This is a genomic window from Coleofasciculus chthonoplastes PCC 7420 (genome assembly GCF_000155555.1).
Taxonomy (GTDB): Bacteria; Cyanobacteriota; Cyanobacteriia; order Cyanobacteriales; family Coleofasciculaceae; genus Coleofasciculus; species Coleofasciculus chthonoplastes_A.
Genome location: NZ_DS989859.1, coordinates 126351 through 147162, shown reverse-complemented (window position 1 = coordinate 147162; position 20812 = coordinate 126351). Strand labels below are relative to the sequence as shown.

Here is a 20812-nt window from a genome sequence, read left to right as displayed (position 1 = left end):
TTAATAACTACCTTAATTATACAATAAAAATCTATTTTTTTCTCAATCGTTCTCGATAAATATCATCAAAATAAGCTAGAGGAACTAAGCAAGTATACTCTGCCAAAGCAAAAGTAAACAACATCTGTTCGCGTATTTCATCTTCATTAAACTCAATATCTAAATTTTCAAGGAAGTCTGTCTGCTTAAGAATATTCAAAGCTAATCTTTTCTCAGAGCTAGAAAAATCGTATAAATCCAGCTCAGCCTTAATAGAAAAATCAGAATCAAGTAAATTACATTTAGTATAGTAGGATATCTCAGCTACAACACGAGGTAAAGGCTTTAATTGTTTAGGAACCAAATGTTTAGAAAAATAATCTGATACTATAGAGACGGTAGAAAAGGTAAGAAGCGGGAAAAAAAGAGCTTCGGAAACTGCTATTAAAGCTGCAATTACTTCCATAATATCAAACCTAGATTTGTAGAAAATTAAGTGGTGAGTGGCAGGCGGGGGAGGCTTCCGCGTCTAGCTTGCCGATATATAATTGATACACACCCCACTCACTAAACACGGCAACCTAGCCGTCCGCTGTCGCCGGAGCCTCCCCAAGCCTGCTGGTAAATTATTTATTTTTCTGAATCGTCAATAATCCTCAAGATAAAATCATCAGGTAATTCATCAAGGGATTTACCCAAAGCGCGACAAAATGCTTTCATTTGGAAAACCGTCAATTCTGGCTCATCTTGTCCGCTTTCCCATCTACTAATAGCAGACTGGCTTAAAGTCCTAGTCCTTGTTTTATCAGGAATCTGTTTGGCAAGTTCAATTTGAGTTAGCCCAGCCTCCTCTCTCAAAAGACGCAGAGTTGACACATTCCGTTTATTTGCAACCTTTCTCGACATAATACCACAAATATAAGCATACTCATTGACTTAAATAAGCAATATGAGTATACTCATCTCCAGAGACAACAAAATGAGAGCAGCCTAAGCACCCTGGAAAGTGAAAAGGGCTGACATCTCTATAAACGTCTATCAGTGTCGCACAACCCACACAGAAACAGAAGCACCGTAAGTCGCAGCGTCGCAGAGTGCCTGCTCACAAGGATTTGTGGCACATCCACATCAGAAGTAACACGAGAGGTGATGCCTATAACAAACTGACATACTGACATACACCCTGATTAACAAAGCCAGGTGCTGGCGGGTAGGTAGGTAGATATGAGCTAGATAAGCCGATAAGCCAGCACCTTTTACTCGCTCCTTCTGTACTAGAACATCCGAACTAGGAGGTGATGCCTATATATAAGTAACGCCCTCGATTAACAAGCACCCTGTTTTGATAAATAGGTGCTGATGAAATTTGGGAACGTCAGCACCTTTCTTTTCTACTACCCATCAAATTTAGATCAGGAATGTCAGCAATGGCAAGCCCTAGATTTCTCTGTCAAAAATTACATGGTTAGGTAATGAAACTAATTGAATGGCTCAGACAACTTTTCATCAAAAATTTAGCGGAGGAAAAACCAACGCCGTTAAAGGAATTAACTGAATTAAGTTCAGAAAATTTAGTAGTCAATAATTTAGAGGAAAAAGAAACCTCGCTTACAAATGAACATCGACCTCAACCTTCAGGACTTTTCCAAAATGTAGTAGTCAAGAATGATTAACAAGCACCCTGTTTTGATAAATAGGTGCTAATGAAATTTGGGAACGTCAGCACCTTTCCTTCTCTCTACCACCCATCAAATTCACATCAGGAATGTCAGCAATGGCAAGCCCTAGATTTCTCTGTCAAAAATTACATGGTTAGGTAATGAAACTAATTGAATGGCTCAGACAACTTTTCATCGAAAATTTAGCGGAGGAAAAACCAACACCGTTAAAGGAATTAACTCGATTAACCTCAGAAAATTTAGTAGTCAAGAATTTAAAAAAACCAACGCGGGAAGAATATCTAAAATGGGCAAAAGAAAGAGCAAATTACTATATAGATAAGGGGGAACTAACAAACGCATTTAACAGTTTCTGTAGTGATATGGACAAACACGCAGAAACCAAGAATAACCCATATTTAAGAATAGGGAGGCAAATAATTCTAGGAGGCGGCTTGAAAACAGCAGAAGAAATGAGGGAATTTATTAATGGTTTTGAATAATGTGTTTTAAGAAATAAGAAAAAATGAATTACTCAGATATGCCAGGGATTATCATAATCGCTCTCGACATAGCAACTAAAGAACTATGTAAATGCACAGAAGAACCACACACACAAATCAAGCAAAGACTAATGTTATCAGCTATCCAACAATTTGAAGAAATGACAGAAGCCGAGATTACTAAATGGGTAAAAACCAACTACCCTATGCCAGGAGTAAAGAAATGAAGAAACCATTCCCTTTTAAAAAAGTTGGCGAGAAAATTATGGATCTCTACATAAGAGCTGAAATATCGGAAAGAGAAAATAGCCCAAAACTCTTAAAAAGAATGAAAAAGCTAGAAACCTATTGGAATAAAGACATTTACGGGATAAATGATAGAACATCTAAAAAAGACAAAAAAATAAATTTTTTCGGGAATAAGATAGTTATCACCTTTGAACCAACAGACGCGGAAATTCTAGAAATTAGAAAATGGGTAGAAATTAACTACCCTATGCCAACAGTTGAAAACTAGGAGTAAAAAATGAACAACGGATACAACTACCGCACACTCAACCCCTGGGAACAGATAGCACTCGAACACCTATCGGCAATAATTGGGGAAATTATTGGCGCTGGATTCGACAATCCCGAAAACCTAACGGAACGAATCAGCGATCTAGTAATTGAGCTTACCTGCTGGAATATATCAGACTGTGACGAAGAAATCATGGAAATCTTTGATATAAATCCCGCCACATCTGGAGAAGACGGCGACAAAAAAATAAATCCTGCTTGGGAACCTACCTCAGAGGAATACCAAAAACAGGATTTATCTCTAGAAAGGGAATCTGAAAATATTCCCCATTAACCTTCTCGCACCCTACCTTCTGACTTAAAGAAGGGGGGCTGCGGTAAGGTGCGAAACTTACCGCCTAGTTCTTTAACCGAGAACATAGCCAGATGCAGTAGGCACGCAGTTTTACGAAGAAATGACCCAAAAGGTTTTACGCTTTCATGACTGCACCTACTGCATTACTTGACCAATATTATAACACAAGTCCGCCTGACGAGCTAGACCTGACTCACCTAGCGAAACACTATTTAGTGTCGCGGTATAGAGTTATCCATCTATGCCGTCTAATCAGTAAGGTGTGAAACTTACTGCCTAGTTCTTCCAAGAACATAGCCAGACGCAGTAGACAAGCAGTTTTATACAGAAATGATCTTTTAAGGTTTTTTGCCTTCATGACTGCACCTACTGCACTACTTGACCAACATTACATCATAAGTCCGCCTGACGAGCTAGACCTAACTCACCTAGCGAAACACTATTTAGTGTCGCGGCATAGAGTTCGCAATCTATGCCGTCTAACCTTCTGGTCATTAACCTTCCGGTTATACCTATTTGGGTTAGTTTACCTGCTACCTGGTTTCAGAGTGAATTGATAATCACTATTATTTCAGGAGATTCTCGACCAGGTACTTGTTGCAGGTTTTATTCTCCTAAACAGAACCTTGAAAAATGAACAAAAGAATTTTAGGCGGTGACATCTGTAAAGACCGTGTAGTCTGTTGGATGCTTGAAGAAAAACCAAGTCATCTACGAAACTACTGGAAATCTGAAGTTAAACACCGATCCAAAGACCCAGTAGAAGACGAGATGACGTTCTACTTCACCAAGACAGGGATATCCCATCTGCTTAAACTTAAACCAGATGCGATTGTGCTAGAACCCACAGGAGTTCATTATTCCTGGTTACTCAGCCATATCTGTCAGTGTGAAGGAATCGAGGTGTTATGGGTCGGACACTGTGAAGCCACCCATTATCGGAAAAGCCACAAGCTACCCGATAAAAATGATTTAGCTGATGCTTTAGCCCTAGCTGCTTATGCTCACACTCACTGGGGTAAAACCGATCAGTTCCTCCAGTTTGAACCGGGAGCAATCGTGCAGATTCGAGATCTGTATTTACAGATGAAGTCTCTAACCCGCGTACAGTCACCGATTATCAATCGAGTACGACAACAACTGTGCCGGGAGTTCCCAGAGGCAGCTTTCAAAAATTCCCAGCCGGGAAAGGATGGATTAAGTCCACTATGGGCATGGCTAGGTAGTGTTGAACGACCAGGAGTACGGCGTAACTTTTACTACGACCGACTCTATGAGAGATCGGTAGCCCCGGCGTATGGTATCGAAATCAGCCAGTTTTCCCAGCGGTATGCTGAACTACTCTGCCAAATCCACGGCTGGGAACACGAAGCGGAGCAGAAACTAGAAGAACTGATCTACCTGTCACAGTTCAAAGAATACAATCGAACCTTCGATAAATTCGGTATCGGGCTACGACCACGAGCGTTACTGCTTACGCACATCTACCCACTGAGTAAGTTTGAATCTCTGGGCAGTTTTAAAAAACGGTTGGGCATGGCAGGAGACGAGTTAAGTAGCGGCGACCGTAAAGGATGGAACGCCGGAAGCGGTTCAAAAATGTGCCGGACTGAACTCTATATGTGGATTTTGGTTGCGATCGCCCCCAAGGGAAATCGCCCACACGGAGCAATTGGCGAAAGACTAGGAAATTTCTACGATGAACGACAGAAACGATTTGAGATTGAGAAAAATGACCAAGGAGGTAGTAACACATTCGGAAAACTGATCATCAGTCAGACCGCCGCTTATGGCTGCAAGCTCCTGTTCAAGGAGCTTAAGAAGGCTCTGAAGCTTAAAGAGTAAAGACCCTCACAGCCGTTACTACCTGAGAAATCTGAAATATTGAAGTAGTAACGGCGATTTTAAAACACCCGTTACTAAACCAACAGTAACGGGTATCGATTGATAAGGCAATTATGCTCCGCTGGAACACAAACCTATAAGACAAGATTATGAAAGCATCACGACTATCCGCATGGGATAAAGCGTGCTTAAGGGTGTTAATCCTTAAACACATAACCAAAAAACGCGACTATCTGGGATCGGTAATGATTCGATGCAGACAGCTAACCAAAAAATATACAGCATTCGGCGTAAAAGAAGCGTGTAAAGAAATATGCGAATCATACCCCAAAAGCGACAGAGGGGAAAGGATTCTATTCTTTACCGAGATGCTAAACGAACAAAGCTACCTACTGCTCTGATTAGCGAATCTTATGGGGCAACCGTCCAGCAGTGCATAACCAGCTTATCAATTCTATCCCAGTTTTCCATACTACACTAGCAATGTAGAGTGAAGGCGATCGCGTTCAGTGGAAAACGAATCAGACAGACTGGGGTGTGATTCTGGGGCGCTTCTATGAATACCATCACCATCAATGGATGGTTTATTACATCATCCAACTCGCTCCTGATTCTCCCAGTGCAGCTTGGGTAACCACAGATACGGCGGCTGAAGCGGATTTGCAAAAAATACCTGACACGGTTGAATTGAATGAAGAGAATGGCGATTCTTATCGTTATCCCACCCATTCTCGCTGTGGAATACCGCCCCTATCTCTGCATTGCCCAACGGGACGTTATAATCCTCGACGACGCCACAATCTGCGCCCGATTACTCAGCGTGAACAATACATTATTGACCTTTATTGTTATTGTGAATTAGGGATGACGCCAAAGCGGTTTTATGCTAAATGGGATGTCACTTATGAACAACTTTCTCATATCTGTTCTCGTTCCCTGGGAACAGTGCAGAATTGGTTCAACCGAGGTCAAGGCTATTATCCGCCTCAACCTAGGGATTTACGCCATCTAGCAATTATGGATTTTTTGTTAGAACATTTTGAAGAGATACCCCAATCTTTGATGGATCTGCTGTGTTCGTCTCGATAGGTGGATGTTAGGGCGTTTGCTATAGCAACCGCCATAGCGGTTAGAACAGATTATTGGGTAGAGACGCGCCATGGCGCGTCTCTACAATGATGCCGGGTTCCTGTTTCATCCGGGTTCACCCTTCCGTCACTACCTGGGTAATAAATCTCTCCACCAATGGAACTTGAAACCGATAACAATCTCCCGTCTTTTCCAAGATTTCTTTGCGGATGAGGCGGCGCACAGTGGATTTATTCGGGGGATAGGAGGTTTCTTCAGTGATTAAATCTTCCAGAAAGTCTTGTTCAGGTTCACTTAAACTTGTCCATAATTCTCGAAAATACATCCCCCCTGTTTCTATGGCGATGGGAATGCAGGTTTGCACATCGTCGGGGGTAGCGAGTTGCCGTTTCTCCCGATTCAGGTGATCCACGATAACCGTACACAGGAGTTGCACCAGATAAGGTTGACAGCGCGTGGCTTGGATAATTTGGCTGACGGTAAGGGATTCATAGATTTTAGGAAAATCTGCGATCGGTTGGACAATTAATTCCTCGGCTTCGGGTTGTTGCAGATAGGAAACGCGCAGGGAACGAGTATTAATTAGATAATCACTCCAATAGGGTTCGAGTTCGTCTAAGGTATGGGAACCACTGAATAGAAGTATCCATTGGCGGCGATGTTGTAAGACATGGCGGAAGAAATTGAGGGGAATGCGGCTATTGGTTGTGGCGATAACTTCGCTGAGGCGTTCAAATTCATCGAGACAGAGGAGAAAGCGTTTACCGGGGGCGATGCGTTCCAGTTTTTCTAGCCAGGTTTGGAGGGTGAGAAAGGGTTCTTGGCTGAGTTGTTGAGGATTGGGATAAGGAAGGTCAAAATTACGGGATTTTTTGGCAGCTTTGATGATTTCTTCGGCGAGGTAGTTGGCTAATCCCTTTAAGGTAGTGGCGGTGGCTGCGCCTTGTAAATCAATGAGTAAGGGAATTAATTCTGAACCTACTTTCTGGGAGAGATATTTTAAAGCTGAAGTTTTGCCCGTGCGCCGTCCACCGTGGAGTAATAGGATAGGAGGTTGGGCAGAAAATGCTAGGGTTTCAATTTCGCGGAAGATGTCCAAGCGTCCTTTAAATCGGGTTTTGGCATCATCAGGATTGAGGGAAGCCCCCGCAATGTAAACTTGGGGGATTTCGGCAGAACGTTTAGCTTGTTCTGCTAGGGTTTGTTGGGCGGTTTGTAAGATTTTCAGCCATTTTTGGACAATGTGACCAAAACCTGTGGCTAACTGGACATTTTGACTATAGGCAAGGGTATTTCGGAGTTGTTCTAATCTAGTAATCGGAGACTGGAGTAATTCATATTGGCGATAACTGGATGTTGCATTGTCGGAAGCGCGGACACTTTGGCTGATTTCCAGCATAAATCTGACCAGAATCATGCTGACTGTGGAGGGTTCCAGAATCATGCTGACTGTGAGGGGTGGGGGTGAAGGAATCCATGCCAGTTGATCGCTAATCGCCAGAATATCACCCATCGTGTGACAATGACTCAAGGAATCAACGGCTATCTCAGTCATCGCTATCGCTGCCACATTTTGTTGATTGGTGGAATGAATTAGATAGTCAATTGTCTGGCGAGAAGCGGCGGGATTATCTCGGTATGCTGCGACAATTAATTGTGCCATGAACGGCAGGGGTAAAATAATCCGTTCATCAAAACGGGGGGGTAAATACTGTAGAAATTGTGCCTCCTTTCCCTGGCGAGAGAGGAAAGAAAGACCAATCATCCAGAGTAATTCAGGTATCCAGAAATAGACTCGCAGCACACCGAGAATCCAAGCTATACCGAATGCCACGCCTCCTACCATGCCTCCTGAAGCGCTAAATATTACGCCTCCTGCTACACCTCCTATTACACCAAATACTACGCCTCCTGCTACACTTCCTGCCATGCCAAGTACTATGCCAAATGCTATGCCTATTGCCACACTTCCTGATACACCTACTGATACACCTCCTGTCACACCTACTGCTACACCTCCTGTCACACCTCCTGCCACACCTCCTGCCACACCTCCTGCCACACCTACTACCACACCTACTACCACACCTCCTGCCACACCTACTGCCACACCTACTGCCACAGGTACAAGTTGAAACCAATTAGACAAAAATAGGTTGAGGATAGGTAAGGCTTCCATCATTTCCGGTGCCAAGCGCGAAAGCACATTCCCAGCTACAGTGACACCCCCTAAAAATAAAAAAAACCAATAAAACCATTTACCTAACCATTCATTTCCTCCCCGCGCGATCACTAAACCAATCAACCAACCCAGAAAAAATAGGCTACTTTTCTGCCAATTAAAGGGTTCACCTGCACTCAGGGAATAAATCGGTGCAATCAATAGCATAATCAGCAAGGGTACAAATACAGATAACCACCAAACTTGATCAGCATAGCGACGCAGACGGGGATGACGGCGAAACTCGGCTTGCAAGAGAAAAGGATTGCTATATAGTGTCAAATCTGGATGAATCTCCCGCAACCAGCGCTTAAATGTAAACGGTTTAAAATATGCCCAGTAGAGAATCCGTAAACAGTCTAGACAGTAGCGGCGAAACTTCCTAACTGTAGATATCTGCGTCATCTCTATCCCCCCAACGCATCTTTAATTCGCTGCAATAATTCCTCAAATGGTACTATTTTTAATGTCACCAAAATCGCCACAATTAAAATAACCGTTCCCGCAATCAAATTACTCGTATCATCCAACTTATCCCCCACAAATCGCGCCATTCGTCCCAATTTCATCGGCAACCACAATAACAAACGCATCGGACGACTTAACCGCCGCATTGTCACCCCTGAATGAGGAACCCGTTGGGCTTCCAATTCAAACTTCTGCCTCGCCCATTCATCCGGACGATTCTGTTTTTGCGCCTCCCATAACCACAATCCTGCCAATTGCAATAATAAAGGATGTCGTCCACCCCAAGCTAATCCTAATTGCTGCCGTTCTGAACTCAACGCCGCCGTCGCCCCAGGTATTTTATTTTCCGGTAAGCGGATCAAATCCGTTGCTTCTATTTCCGTAATTCCTGCCACAGGCAAAACCTGACCCAGATTAAAAAACGAGGATAGGAATCGATACTTGCGCTTATACACATCCAAATTTCGATAGGAAGCAATTACCAACATTAAGGCATTGCGATCCATGAGCGATCGCAAGTTATCATAAAATTCATCTGTAAACTGATCCGGTTTCCCTAACAGTTCCTCAAATTTATCCAAACACAACACAGGTAAAACATTCTGTGCTTGCCACTCTTCAATTGCTGTTGAAAACCCATTTCGATCTAGCGTCCCCGCTTGTAACGGTGTCGCTAACGCCGGATTTCCTTGTACCACAGGACGATTGATTAACGCTTGGGCAACTGCCTGATAAAAACTGGTTTCTTGCCGACATTGCGCGGCTTGCAATGATAAGTAAACGACTACATAATTACCTGGATTTTTACCAGCACCCTGCACTCGTTGTTCGTAGGTCTGAAAAAAGTGATAGAGTAACGATGATTTACCAATCCGACGTTCTCCCACTACATTAATACTCGTGGGTTGAGTATTAACCAGACGCGAGGTAATAAAATCCAATTCTTCTCGCCGCCCGACAAAGAATTGGGGGTCAGTAATCATTGACCCCGCACAAAACGGGCAAGATTGCTGGGATGAGTGCATAAGTGATTTTAGATGGGGATACCTCAATTCCTCAACGGGAACAGGGAACGGGGAATACCTAATTTATACCAAATTCCGGTTGATTATCCCTTTGATAGATTCCCCTCATCCCCTAACCCCAACTCCGGACTCCCCTCTCCCCGGCGTGCTATGCATTACCCACATCTTTCTTAAACATTGTGCGATCGCGTCACGATCTGGCGGGACTGAGCGCAATTGTGTAGTCCAAGTCAGTACAATTGCTGGTTTACAGATGCGATCGGGTTACGGGATGGGATTGCCTGACTGGATGTATCAGGAGCCAGAGATTATAATCCCTTCTTGTGGCATTCGCATCTGAAAATAAAGAAATGAAAGAACTTCGATGGGCAGCCCAAGAATTGCGGTACGCTAACTTAGGTGATGCTCGGCGAAATAAACGCCTGGTTAAAATTGTCGAAGACTTAGCCGCACAGCCGAATGAAAGCATTCCAACGGCTTGTGGAAATTGGGCAGCAACCAAAGCTACCTACAACTTGTGGAAATCACCACGCATCAAACCCGATGACATCCGTTTGTCTCATCAAATCAGTACTGTGGAACGGTCACAAGAGCATAGTGTTGTCTTGGCAATACAAGACACAACGGATCTCAACTTCACTCACCATCCGAGCAAGAAGGGTATGGGTCCGATTAGTAGCAAGCCAATGGTGACGGGATTAAAAGTTCATTCGGTGTTGGCGGTGAGTACCTTGGGCGTACCCTTAGGAGTACTACACCAACAAGTGTGGGCACGTAATCCACAAGAGGTAGGCAAGCGACATACTCGTCGTCAAAGGCAGACTGCCGACAAAGAAAGTCAATGCTGGCTAAGTGCTTCCGTTGCGACCGAGTTAGCCTTACCTGAAGACATAGAGGTGGTGACGATTGCCGATCGCGAAGCGGATATTTACGATTTATTTGCCATGACTCGTCAAAGGCGATCGCATCTATTGATCCGAGGTACTCATAATCGTCGTGTTGACCATCAAGCCAAGTATTTGCACGCCAGCATGAGCAAGCGCCAGTTGCGGGATTGTCACCATTACTGTACCTCGTAACGGTCAGCGACCCCAGAGGCAAGCTACCCTAACCGTTCGCTTTGCTACCCTAGAGATACAACCACCTCGCCATCATCTCCAAAGAGCTAAACTGTCTCCAGTTACTCTTCAAGTGGTATTAGCTACTGAATCTCATCCACCCAAGGATACCACACCCATTTGCTGGTTATTGTTAACCACCCTACCTGTCAATAGTTTTGATGAAGCTGTCCAATGTATACGATGGTACTCTTTTCGCTGGCTGATTGAACGCTATCACTACGTTCTTAAAAGCGGTTGTCACCTCGAACAACTACAATTGGAAACACGAGAGCGTATTGAGTGTGCTTTGGCTACTTATTCCATTGTTGCTTGGCGCTTATTGTGGCTCACTTATCAAGCTCGCTCTAGTCCTGATACACCTTGCGATACTGTTTTACAGACCCATGAGTGGCAAGCTCTCTATTGTACTATTCACTCTCAACCTATACCTCCACAACAACCTCCTTCTCTCCGGCAAGCCGTTGGTTGGATTGCTCAACTCGGCGGTTTCTTAGGGCGTAAACATGATGGTGAACCTGGAGTCAAAACTATTTGGCGCGGTTGGCAGAGACTACAAGATATCGCTGCTACCTGGCAGTTACTTCACTCCTAGCTATTAAGTTCCATTTTAACTAACGGCTTGAAAACGCGATCGCACAATGTTTAAGAAAGATGTGGGTAATGCATAGCCCCGGCGTGGGAGAGGGGCTGGGGGTGAGGGGTTGAGCTTAAGTTGACACCAATGAAGGTGAACCCGCCCCTACACAGACGGCATATTTCCTCAAAGGATTAGAATTGTAGGGGCGCATGGCGTGCGCCCATTTTAACAGTTGTAGGTTGGGTTTCGACTTCGCTCAACCCAAGGAAAACCTTGGTCATGTTGGGTTTCGCCACTAGAAGCGCTAAAGCGCTTACTACGAACTTACTACGAACCTACGGGGTGAACTAGCTGGAGAATCGCTAACGCCGCGCGATCGCATACGCCGACTTCCCCTAATAATTGACGCATTTGTTGATAACTTTTCAGGGTTTGTTGACGTTTCTGGGGATTAAATAACAGTTCCATTGCTTCTCGAACTAAATTTTCTGGCGTCGCATTTTCTTGGAGTAATTCAGGGACGATGGGACGCATCACGACTAAATTTGGGGGTGACATGAAGGGAATGGAAAAGTTGAGGAAAGTACGGGCAATCCAGTAGGTCAACGGGCTGACGCGGTAAAATACAACCTGGGGAACATTTAGCAGCGCTAATTCCAAATTCACTGTACCAGATTTAGTGATTGCTAAATCAGCAGCAGCCAGTACCTCCTGAGTATTTTCTGTCACTAATTTCGCCTGAAGTCCATAGTCTTTTATGGCTTTTTCAATCGGTTGGCGATAGGCTTGATGAGATAGAGGAATCCAGAAAATTGGGGATTGGGCAAGTTTTGACTTTTGAATAAGGGCGGGTTTTGTTGATAAGTTATCAGTGACAAGCTTATCTGAGTGGCTAAACCTGCCCCTACAATTGACTGTTGACTTATCTCCCCCTACTCCCCAGACGTGCCATGGCACGTCTCTACAAGTCGATAACTTCGCTTGAAGTTGCTGGGCGGCGGAAAAGATAATCGGCATCATGTATTTGATTTCTTGATGTCTGGAGGCGGGTAAAAGTGCGATCGCGGTTTGATCAGGTTTAATCCCTAGCGCCGCCCTCGCTTGCTCCCGACTGGGATAGGATTGGATACGATCGACTAGGGGATGACCAACCCAATGAACCGATGCCCCTTTTTCTTCAAAGTAACGGGCTTCTTCGGGAAATACTGCTAAAACTTTGTTCGTCATTTCCACAATTGTGGCTGTATTCTGGGGAAATAGTGACCAAACCCATTCTTGGGGGGCGATGTAATACACCACAGGAACTTGGGGAAGCTGACGCTGAATAAACTTGCCAATACCGAGATTGGGTCCCATATAGTCAATCAGGACTACCAAATCTGGAGGATTATTCTGAAGGTATTGTTTTGCGCGACGCTGAATGGTTAATGTGGGTAGAACAAAGGGCAGAGATTCTAATAGTCCAACTGAGCCAATATCAGTTGTATTTCCTAATAATGTAGCACCCGCCCGCGCCATTTTTTCGCCCCCTAATGCCACAATCGTTAACTCGATTCCTTGTTTTGTGGCTTGTTTTTTAAGGGCATCAATGAGCATTGCACCCTGTAAATCACCGGAGACTTCACCCGTACTAATAAAAATTGTTTTTTTGGTCATTTGTCATTTGTCATAGATGTAGAGTGCGTAGGGTGCGTTAGCGCAGCGTAATACTAAGTTGCAGTCTAGGGTAGAATCTGTCATGCTGAGCAAAACGCAGTGAAACGGAGTGACGCGAAGCATCTGTCCAGATTCTTCGCTTCGCTCTCCAATGACATGATAGAACGCAACTCGGTATAACGCACCATTGCAAGTAACGCACCTTTCAAACGATATAACACTCAACACTTCTCCGTGTCTTGACTATGATGAAAACGACGCCCTGGAATCGAACCACGCCGCCCAGGTAATTGCGATCGCTCTAAGAATAGGCGTAGGTGCTGTACCTGTTCATGCTCAGAGATTAGATGGAGTTGTTCTACGGCTTGATTGAAGGTGTAATCAGAGCGATAGAGTGTCTGAAATGCCTTTTTTAAGTCTCCTAGGGACTCGCCGTTGATTCCCGCTCTTTTGAGACCCACTAAATTGAGCGATCGCACTCGTGCAGGATTGCCTTCTACTAACATATAAGGGGGTACATCTCGATCAATGCGACTCATTCCCCCCACCATGGCTAGACGCCCAATGTGGACAAATTGATGAATGCCTAAAACGCCACCAATGGTTGCTTTTGATTCAATATGAACATGTCCGGCTAAGGCGACTCCATTGGCGATAATCACTGAGTTTTCTAACAGGCAATTGTGAGCAACGTGAACATAAGCCATCAACAGATTATTATTGCCAATAACTGTCGCTTCTCCCGCACCCGTTGCTCGGTTAATCGTGACATATTCCCGAATCCGATTATCATCACCAATTCTGACCCAACTTGGTGCCCCATCATATTTTAAGTCTTGCGGTTCTAAGCCAATCGCTGCCCCAGGAAATATTTGGTTTCTCTCACCAATTTCCGTCGGTCCTTCGAGAACTACGTGCGCCCCAATCTTCGTCTGTGAACCCACTTTTACATTATCGCCAATGACTGCATAAGCACCAATTTGAACTGTCGGATGGAGTTGGGCGCCAGGGTGGATTACAGCAGTCGGATGAATTAATGTTGTTGCCATAGAGCAATCCTATTTGAGTTGTGAACAGGCTGGTACGTCAAAGGAAGGTTGAACAGGGGACATACTAAATTTTGGGGAGCCGTAGGATTAAATGTCAGGTTAAGCGATCGCAGAAATTTTAGGTATAATCATTTATACCGACGCCTCAAGAGATTCAGGTGCGACAGGATGAAGAATCCGGGAGCGCTAACCCGAATTTGGGATAGCGCAATTGGGAGCTATTCAACTAGAGAAAACATCAATTCCCCTTCAGCAACTCGCTGATCGTCAACGACTGCACGAGCTTGCATCTTTCCAAAACGACGGCGTTTAACCGATATGAGTTCCGTTGTCAGGATCAGTTGATCACCCGGTACGACAGGACGACGAAAGCGAACTTTATCAATTCCGGCAAACACAAATAAGGCATCATCTACATCAGCCATTTGTTTTAAAACAATGCCACCAACTTGAGCCATCGCTTCGACAATCATCACCCCCGGCATCATCGGGCGTCCCGGAAAATGCCCTTGGAAATAGGGTTCATTAAACGTGACATTCTTGAGCCCAACCGCTAGTTTTCCCGGCACATATTCAATAATGCGGTCAACTAAGGCAAAAGGATAGCGATGGGGTAGGAGTTTATGAATGTCTTCAACCGTAAAAACTGTTTTCGTGGATGATTCAGACTGATTAGGGTTGGCATTGTCAGTGGAATCATCGTGAGTGTTAACGTCAATCAAGGTAGACATGAGTAAATTAGGATAAAAACGAGTACCAGTGAGCAGCGTTCAGTAACCAGGCGAGTGAATCTGTAAACGTATCCAGACTGCAAGCGGATTGAATCCTAGTCATTTTGTTTGGCATCCGCCACACTAGGAACTTGGATCAGCAAGGGTTGAGTTGTCAGTAGTGATCAATTGCCAATGACGGCTGATGATTGACGACTGACATCCCCAGCGCCGATTTGTTGAGCCAGTAATCTCGCTAATTGAATATGCAGAGTGTGACTGGCTTTGTAGGCGAGGACGTGAGCGACAGGAAATTTCCCCAATAAACTCAAATCCCCTACTAAATCTAAAAGTTTATGACGCACTGGCTCATTTGAAAATCGCAAGGGCGGATTCAACCAGCCGTGATCGCCGCAAACTAAGGCATTCTCCAAGCTACCGCCTTTAATTAAACCGCGATCGCGGAGTTGGTCAACTTGGTTGGCTAAACCAAAGGTTCGCGCTGGTGCGATCGCGTCAGCAAAATGCTCCTGTTCCGGTGTCCAGCTATGCCATTGATTGCCAATGGCTGGGTTCTCAAAATCAATCCCGTATGTAAATCGAGTTATCGGTGCAGGTAAGGCGGCGACAAAGGCATCGTCTTGACAAATCCAGATGGGTTCCTCAATAACAATCGGGGAAGCCAGGAAAGAGAGATGAGACGAGTGTTGTGGGCGTTCACTCTCAACCATCCCCACCTCCTGAATCGCTTTGATCCAAGCCAATGCTGAACCATCCAGCAGGGGAACTTCGGGTCCGTCAATTTCAATACAAGCATCGTCCACTCCACTCCCAGCGAGAGCAGCAAGGAGGTGTTCGACGGTTCTCACCGTCACCTCGGAGTCGGCAGAAGTCTCACCCTTTCCCGCCCTCAACTGAGTCGAAAGCATCGTAGTAGAGACAGCCTCCACTCGCGCTGGAATCATCGGTTTTCCTGGCAAGTCAACTCGGACAAAATAACGTCCCATCCCAGCCGCAGCAGGCAAGACGCGAACCGTGGTAGTAATCCCACTGTGCAATCCAATCCCTGATCGTTCAAAAGCAGCACCCAAAGTGTAGTTTGTCATTGGTCATTGGTCATTGGTCATTGGTCATTGGTCATTGGTCAAGTCGGGGCGGGTGTAGGGTGCGTTACGTTTCGCTAACGCACCATTTCAAACGATAGTCGTGAAACCCGCCCCTAAACAATCTCCCCCATCTCCTGATAACTGCTCACTGCTCACTGATAACTCCCCCAACTTCCTCAACCGTTAAAAGCGTTCTCCAATACCGAAATGGAGACGGCTGTCTCCCTCATCATTAAACCCATAATCCACACGAATCGGACCCAGGGGAGATTGGACTCGGATACCAATTCCATAGCCAAAGCCGGTGCCAGGTTTATCGCGAACGATCGCAGGTTCACCGGGTACATCATCACCTGTGCCGAGATCGCTGGCAAAGTCAACAAATAAAGCACCGCCCACCACAGAGATAATCGGGAAACGGTATTCAGCGGTGGCTTGGATAAAGCTGCGACCTGAACCCACTTCTCCCTCATCGTAACCGCGTACTGAGTTACTCCCACCCAGAGAAAAAGCTTCGTAGGGGGGTAAGTCTCCGATCGCGGTTCCGGCTTGCACGTTAAAGGCAAGGGCTTCGGCTCCTTCAGTGAAATCGGTAAATTCTACAGGAAGATAGTAACTGTAACTCCCGCGTAGGCGATTGAGAAAGATACTCCCTTGACCAATCGGAATCGTCTGTTCAACGCCGAATCTGAGCAGAGAACCACTAGTGGGTCGTAGGGGATTATTGCGGCGATCGCGCACCGCCCCCAGTTGCAGGGTAAACAGGTCGTCTTCACCGTCGCCACTGAAGCTTAAATCGTTTCCGAGTTCATCCTCTGGAGTCAGGTCACCATCAGAGTCCCGAATCGACACATTTTGAAATTCAAATCCGGCTGAGGCTGTCCATTCAGAACGGCGATAGAGATCGCGGGATAAGGGACGAGTAAAGTTGACTCCACCCCCTGTACGCACCACACGAGGGCGATCGCCATTGGGGAGTTCGACCTCAGGATCACCGCCGTCGAAAATCAGGGAAATCGAGCGGCGGCGGAAGGCATTCACGGTATAGGAAGTGCGGAAGGGATCGCCAGCAATCCAAGGGTCTGTAAAGCGCAGGTCAAACAGCAGGGCGCGTTCTCCCACCTGGAATTCTGCTCCCAGGGTTTGGTTATTGCCACCAAGGTTTTGCTGCTGATAGCTCACTGTACCAAATAAGCCACTGGCGGAGCTAACTCCCGCCCCAGCCGCCAGGGAGCCTGTGTTTTTCTCAATCACATCCACCACTACCACAACCCGACGGGGGTCAGTTCCGGGAGCAAAGGAGAGGCGCACGTCATCAAAAAGTCCTAGACCAAAAACTCGTCGCAAATCCCGTTCAGCAATTTGGCGGTTAAATACATCCCCTTCATCGAGTTGCATTTCTCTGGTGATGATAAAGGGACGGGTACGCCCACCAATGGGTTCATCCTCTGCCGTGAGTAAACGAATTTGCTCACCTTCGTCATTCAGGATGGGTTCTCCCTCTTCATCAAGATAGCGGACGGCAATCTCTTCAATCACACCTTCTGCCACAGTCACGGTGACAATGCCATCATCATTGACATCTGAGGCATCAACCACTTGAGCCAGGTCGTATCCCTGTTCTTGATACCAGTCGTTTAACCGTTGAATGCCTTGTTGGAGGTCATTCAGGTTAAGAATTTCACCATATTGCTCTTGGAAAATCTGATCAACCACCTCCTGAGGTAGAACCCGCGCTTCGGCTGCTGGGGGAACCGTATTCACCGCCACCTGACGCAGTACGGGGTTAGGTTCGACGACAAAGGTAATCCGCACACCCAAGGGAGTATCTTCGGGTACAACGTCCACACTTCTGAAGAAACCTGTGGCAAAGACGGCATTCACATCTTGCTGTAACTGAGAGCGAGTGGTTGCCAATCCGGGTCGGGTGCTAATGGCGCGAAAAATCTCGTTTTCCAGTTGCTCTTGAGGTCCGGTGTAATCCTGGAAGTCAATGACGACTTCTGAGACCAGGACTCGTGGTTCTGGCTGATTGGTGGGCGGCGTTGGTGCGTCAGTTGGCGGAACTTGAACTTGGGCAATTAGCGGCGGCGTTGGCGTCACCGTTGGCGTTGTTATGGCATGAAGGGCTAGATGATTTAGGGTTGTGGGGTTAATTGTTGATTCTGTCTTACTTCTCGGACTATTTGTAGCTGATTCGGTCGTTTCTGTTGGAGGTTCGTCAATGACTTGAGCGAACCGAGGAGAAGAAACAGCTTGGTGATGAACTCCCCCATGATTTGTGGGTTTGACCAATGGTAATGGCGTTGAACCCAGCTCAATTTGATGAGTAGCTGGATTTTCCTGAATTGGCTGGGAATTCGATTCTACCTCACCTCTAGGATTGTCTTTTGTCGATGCGTTGGTTTCTTGTGGAGATTCGTCAATGACTTGAGCGAATCGAGGAGAAGCAACATCATGGTGATGAATTCGCCTCTGATGTGTTGGTTGAACCGATGTTAATGGCGTTGAATCCAGCTCAATTTGATGAATCGCTGGATTGTCCTGAATCGGCTGGGAATTCGATTTTACCTCACCTCTAGGACGGGTTGTTATCGATTCGCTGGTTTCATTAACGGCTTCACTCAGCCAATGTTGAGCCGTTGTTGCGTCGGGGTAGTCTGGCATCCCCATTTTCTCATGGTCTTTTAACCCATCCCGTTGACTGGGGTCAAAGTCCCGGATAGGCTGGTCAGTCGTTTGCCCATGGCTAGGGGAGTTGGATAAACCAATGCTAGCCGTTACAGCGAGAATTGCCGTTAATAAAGGAGATAAGCGCATGATCCTCAGATTTTTTGACACGTCCACACACCACGTTGATTGCAAGGGTTGCGATCAGCTTTTATCCGTTGTTCACTGCTTGTTATTCAGTTGAGCGATCGCCTACTGAACAAGCTTGATTAAGTTGACTTAGGATCTGACCTTGAGTTGCTTTAAACTTAAGATGTCATCATTTAACTGATAAAGGACAAAATACCAGGATTTTCATCACCTCGCTTACTCTGAAGCCATTAAGTCCCCCTAGCACGGTTTGGCTTCCCATGCCTACCCGTTAACAAGCACAGAAAAAAGCAGACCTCATAAACTTTACAGCTTTGTGTCCTCTGCCTTCTACTTTTTGCTGTCTTGGGCTAGCACTCGCTCTAGAACTTGCTGATAGGCTTGTTCAACCTGTCCGAGATCCCGACGAAAGCGATCTTTGTCCATGACGCGCTGTTGGGGATCAGTTTCTGCTTGGTTCCACAGACGACAGGTATCGGGGCTAATTTCATCGGCTAAGAGCAACTGTTGGTTGGCATCAATGCCGAATTCTAGCTTAAAGTCCACTAGGGTAATACCGCAGCTTTGGAAAAAGGCGGTGAGACTCTGGTTGACTTGTAATGCTAGTTGTTCTAGCTGGTTAAGTTGGTCGGGTGTTGCCAGTTCTAGGAGTAATAAGCGATCGCGAGTGAGCAAGGGATCTCCTAATTCGTCCTTCTTATAGTAGAATTCCACCAAGGGTTTGGGCAGGACTTTGCCCAGCTCTAATCCAGTTTGTTGACACAGACTCCCTGCGGCAATGTTCCTGACCACAACTTCCACGGGCAAGATTGTCACCCGCTTGACGCGCATCTGGTTGGAGGTGGGACAGTCGATGAAATGGGTACGAATGCCTTGAGATTCCAGAAACTTAAACAAGTGAGCCGCGATCGCGCAATTCATTTCGCCTTTACCGACGATTTGACCTCGCTTTTGGGCATTAAAGGCAGTCGCATCATCTTTGTAGACGCTTAGGAGAATCTCTGGATCTTCCGTCGGATAAAGGATTTTGGCTTTGCCTTCGTAAAGTTTTTGCGGTTGAGACATGATCAGAGTTGGCTCGATAGATTCATTGAATCAGGATAGTGCAGTAGGGGTTTGGTGACCAAACCCCTACTTCAGGCTGTCCCCCAGGGCGATGCTGGGTAGTTGAGGTCAAATTCACTACAATAGTAGATGGTGGAAGTCTAAAAAATTTGTACCATTAATTATTCTGAGTCAGATGAGAATGGCAAACCTCTTAGACACTGTCCTTAGTATTCCGAGAAACCGGGTTTCTCATGAGGATAACCACGAAATATCAAGCTTTCACCCAAAGAAACCCGGTTTCTTGACCGATGTCCTAGGACCCATCCGTGAGGCGTTGACTTCTGAGTAGTGACCTGTGATCCACTTCGCTGATGGGAAACTTGCGCCGCGTTAGTCTAGTGCAAGAAGGCAGAAATCACTGAACAGCTAATATCTCCTCCAGCTTCATCGTATCTACGAAACTGCTCAAGTATTTCCGCAGCACTGCACTAGGGGAAATTAGATTATAGTTTATCGACAATAACTTTTATCAAAGGAGATCCAAATGACCGATAGAGATGAGTTTTTATATCCACGCAGTCGCTATTACGGCGATGTCAAACCAGAAAATTTAGTGTTTAATGCTAATTTACAGGAATTCGCGCAAAAGGTAAACTATATTTGCAACTTAGAAACCGCAGGTAAAGTTGAACCCGAAGCTGCCTATAAACAAATTAAAGAGTTGTGGCATAATTTGAGACAAAGTAAACAAGAACTGGCAGTTGGTCAGCATCCTTTCCGTGGGGATGACAGGGAGAAATAACCTGTAGGGGCGACCCGGTTGTATTAATGAACAATTGTGTTTACTTAATCAACTCGGGTCGCCCGTTTAGGGTTGAAGTTGGGAACAGGGGAATTCATCAAGATCCCGACTTCTTGGAGAAGTCGGGGATCTGTCTGTGTACCTCACTTACAGCACTTTCTAACACGGTGTAGTACAGCAACTCTAGGACAGCTCTGTTCTGCTCTTTTTTTGGTATATCACATCAAGTCTAATCCTTGTAGTGCGTTTAGCGAAGCCATGC

Annotated in this window: 19 protein-coding genes and 1 pseudogene; 10 read left to right on the top strand and 10 right to left on the bottom strand. The window is 45.7% G+C overall.

Annotation, left to right across the window (positions count from 1 at the left end; translation table 11 throughout):
- Nucleotides 1-31 precede the first annotated feature (31 nt).
- Together MC7420_RS24050 and MC7420_RS24045 are read right to left on the bottom strand one after the other, a co-directional pair.
- A complete protein-coding gene (locus MC7420_RS24050; RefSeq protein ID WP_044209376.1) occupies nt 32-445 on the bottom strand; it encodes a hypothetical protein in 414 nt (137 codons plus the stop codon).
- A gap of 164 nt (nt 446-609) precedes the next feature.
- Nucleotides 610-855 (bottom strand): helix-turn-helix domain-containing protein, encoded by a 246-nt coding sequence (locus MC7420_RS24045; protein WP_232231772.1) that lies wholly within the window; start codon nt 853-855, stop codon nt 610-612.
- A gap of 596 nt (nt 856-1451) precedes the next feature.
- Here MC7420_RS24045 and MC7420_RS24040 point away from each other — a divergent pair.
- The 7 genes from MC7420_RS24040 (at nt 1452) to MC7420_RS42845 (ending at nt 5948) form a co-directional block, all read left to right on the top strand.
- Complete coding sequence (locus MC7420_RS24040) at nt 1452-1652, top strand: hypothetical protein (protein ID WP_006103547.1); 201 nt, start codon at nt 1452-1454, stop codon at nt 1650-1652.
- A 146-nt stretch (nt 1653-1798) separates the two neighbouring features.
- Complete coding sequence (locus tag MC7420_RS24035; RefSeq protein WP_006103629.1) at nt 1799-2140, top strand: hypothetical protein; 342 nt, start codon at nt 1799-1801, stop codon at nt 2138-2140.
- A 23-nt stretch (nt 2141-2163) separates the two neighbouring features.
- Complete coding sequence (locus MC7420_RS24030) at nt 2164-2367, top strand: hypothetical protein (RefSeq protein WP_044209369.1); 204 nt, start codon at nt 2164-2166, stop codon at nt 2365-2367.
- Nucleotides 2364-2657, top strand: a complete 294-nt coding sequence (locus MC7420_RS24025) for a hypothetical protein (RefSeq protein WP_006103715.1) — start codon at nt 2364-2366, stop codon at nt 2655-2657. Before MC7420_RS24030 ends, MC7420_RS24025 begins: the two co-directional genes overlap by 4 nt.
- A gap of 9 nt (nt 2658-2666) precedes the next feature.
- Nucleotides 2667-2993, top strand: coding sequence for a hypothetical protein (locus MC7420_RS24020; RefSeq protein ID WP_006103605.1), 327 nt, complete (start codon nt 2667-2669; stop codon nt 2991-2993).
- A gap of 654 nt (nt 2994-3647) precedes the next feature.
- Nucleotides 3648-4859, top strand: coding sequence for an IS110 family transposase (locus tag MC7420_RS24015; protein ID WP_044209366.1), 1212 nt, complete (start codon nt 3648-3650; stop codon nt 4857-4859).
- Between the two features lie 579 nt (nt 4860-5438).
- Nucleotides 5439-5948, top strand: coding sequence for a hypothetical protein (locus tag MC7420_RS42845; protein ID WP_232231771.1), 510 nt, complete (start codon nt 5439-5441; stop codon nt 5946-5948).
- A gap of 115 nt (nt 5949-6063) precedes the next feature.
- On the opposite strand, the gene MC7420_RS24000 is transcribed toward MC7420_RS42845, so the two are convergent.
- A complete protein-coding gene (locus MC7420_RS24000) occupies nt 6064-8574 on the bottom strand; it encodes an ATP-binding protein (RefSeq protein ID WP_006103685.1) in 2511 nt (836 codons plus the stop codon).
- A gap of 2 nt (nt 8575-8576) precedes the next feature.
- Nucleotides 8577-9620, bottom strand: a complete 1044-nt coding sequence (locus MC7420_RS23990) for an nSTAND1 domain-containing NTPase (protein WP_198016543.1) — start codon at nt 9618-9620, stop codon at nt 8577-8579.
- Between the two features lie 187 nt (nt 9621-9807).
- On the opposite strand from MC7420_RS23990, the gene MC7420_RS38460 reads away from it, so the two are divergent.
- Both MC7420_RS38460 and MC7420_RS23985 read left to right on the top strand, forming a co-directional pair.
- A complete protein-coding gene (locus MC7420_RS38460) occupies nt 9808-10002 on the top strand; it encodes a hypothetical protein (RefSeq protein ID WP_157453301.1) in 195 nt (64 codons plus the stop codon).
- Between the two features lie 10 nt (nt 10003-10012).
- A pseudogene (locus MC7420_RS23985) lies at nt 10013-11375 on the top strand (IS4 family transposase).
- A gap of 312 nt (nt 11376-11687) precedes the next feature.
- On the opposite strand, the gene lpxB reads toward MC7420_RS23985, so the two are convergent.
- From lpxB to purC, 6 genes are all read right to left on the bottom strand, one after another.
- A complete protein-coding gene (gene lpxB, locus MC7420_RS42840) occupies nt 11688-13016 on the bottom strand; it encodes a lipid-A-disaccharide synthase (RefSeq protein ID WP_006103702.1) in 1329 nt (442 codons plus the stop codon).
- Between the two features lie 221 nt (nt 13017-13237).
- Nucleotides 13238-14065 carry an acyl-ACP--UDP-N-acetylglucosamine O-acyltransferase gene (gene lpxA / locus MC7420_RS23975; protein WP_006103699.1) on the bottom strand — a complete coding sequence of 276 codons (828 nt, stop codon included), beginning with the start codon at nt 14063-14065 and terminating at the stop codon, nt 13238-13240.
- Between the two features lie 218 nt (nt 14066-14283).
- The gene (gene fabZ, locus MC7420_RS23970) at nt 14284-14796 is read right to left on the bottom strand and encodes a 3-hydroxyacyl-ACP dehydratase FabZ (RefSeq protein ID WP_006103662.1); all 513 of its coding nucleotides are present in this window, start codon (nt 14794-14796) and stop codon (nt 14284-14286) included.
- Between the two features lie 164 nt (nt 14797-14960).
- On the bottom strand, nt 14961-15881 hold the full coding sequence (gene lpxC, locus MC7420_RS23965) for a UDP-3-O-acyl-N-acetylglucosamine deacetylase (RefSeq protein WP_044209357.1): 921 nt from the start codon (nt 15879-15881) through the stop codon (nt 14961-14963).
- A gap of 183 nt (nt 15882-16064) precedes the next feature.
- Complete coding sequence (locus tag MC7420_RS23960) at nt 16065-18701, bottom strand: BamA/TamA family outer membrane protein (RefSeq protein ID WP_006103536.1); 2637 nt, start codon at nt 18699-18701, stop codon at nt 16065-16067.
- Nucleotides 18702-19031: 330 nt separating this feature from the next.
- On the bottom strand, nt 19032-19766 hold the full coding sequence (gene purC, locus MC7420_RS23955) for a phosphoribosylaminoimidazolesuccinocarboxamide synthase (protein WP_006103528.1): 735 nt from the start codon (nt 19764-19766) through the stop codon (nt 19032-19034).
- 526 nt (nt 19767-20292) lie between these two features.
- Here purC and MC7420_RS23950 point away from each other — a divergent pair.
- Complete coding sequence (locus MC7420_RS23950; protein ID WP_006103690.1) at nt 20293-20550, top strand: DUF7219 family protein; 258 nt, start codon at nt 20293-20295, stop codon at nt 20548-20550.
- Nucleotides 20551-20812 lie beyond the last annotated feature (262 nt).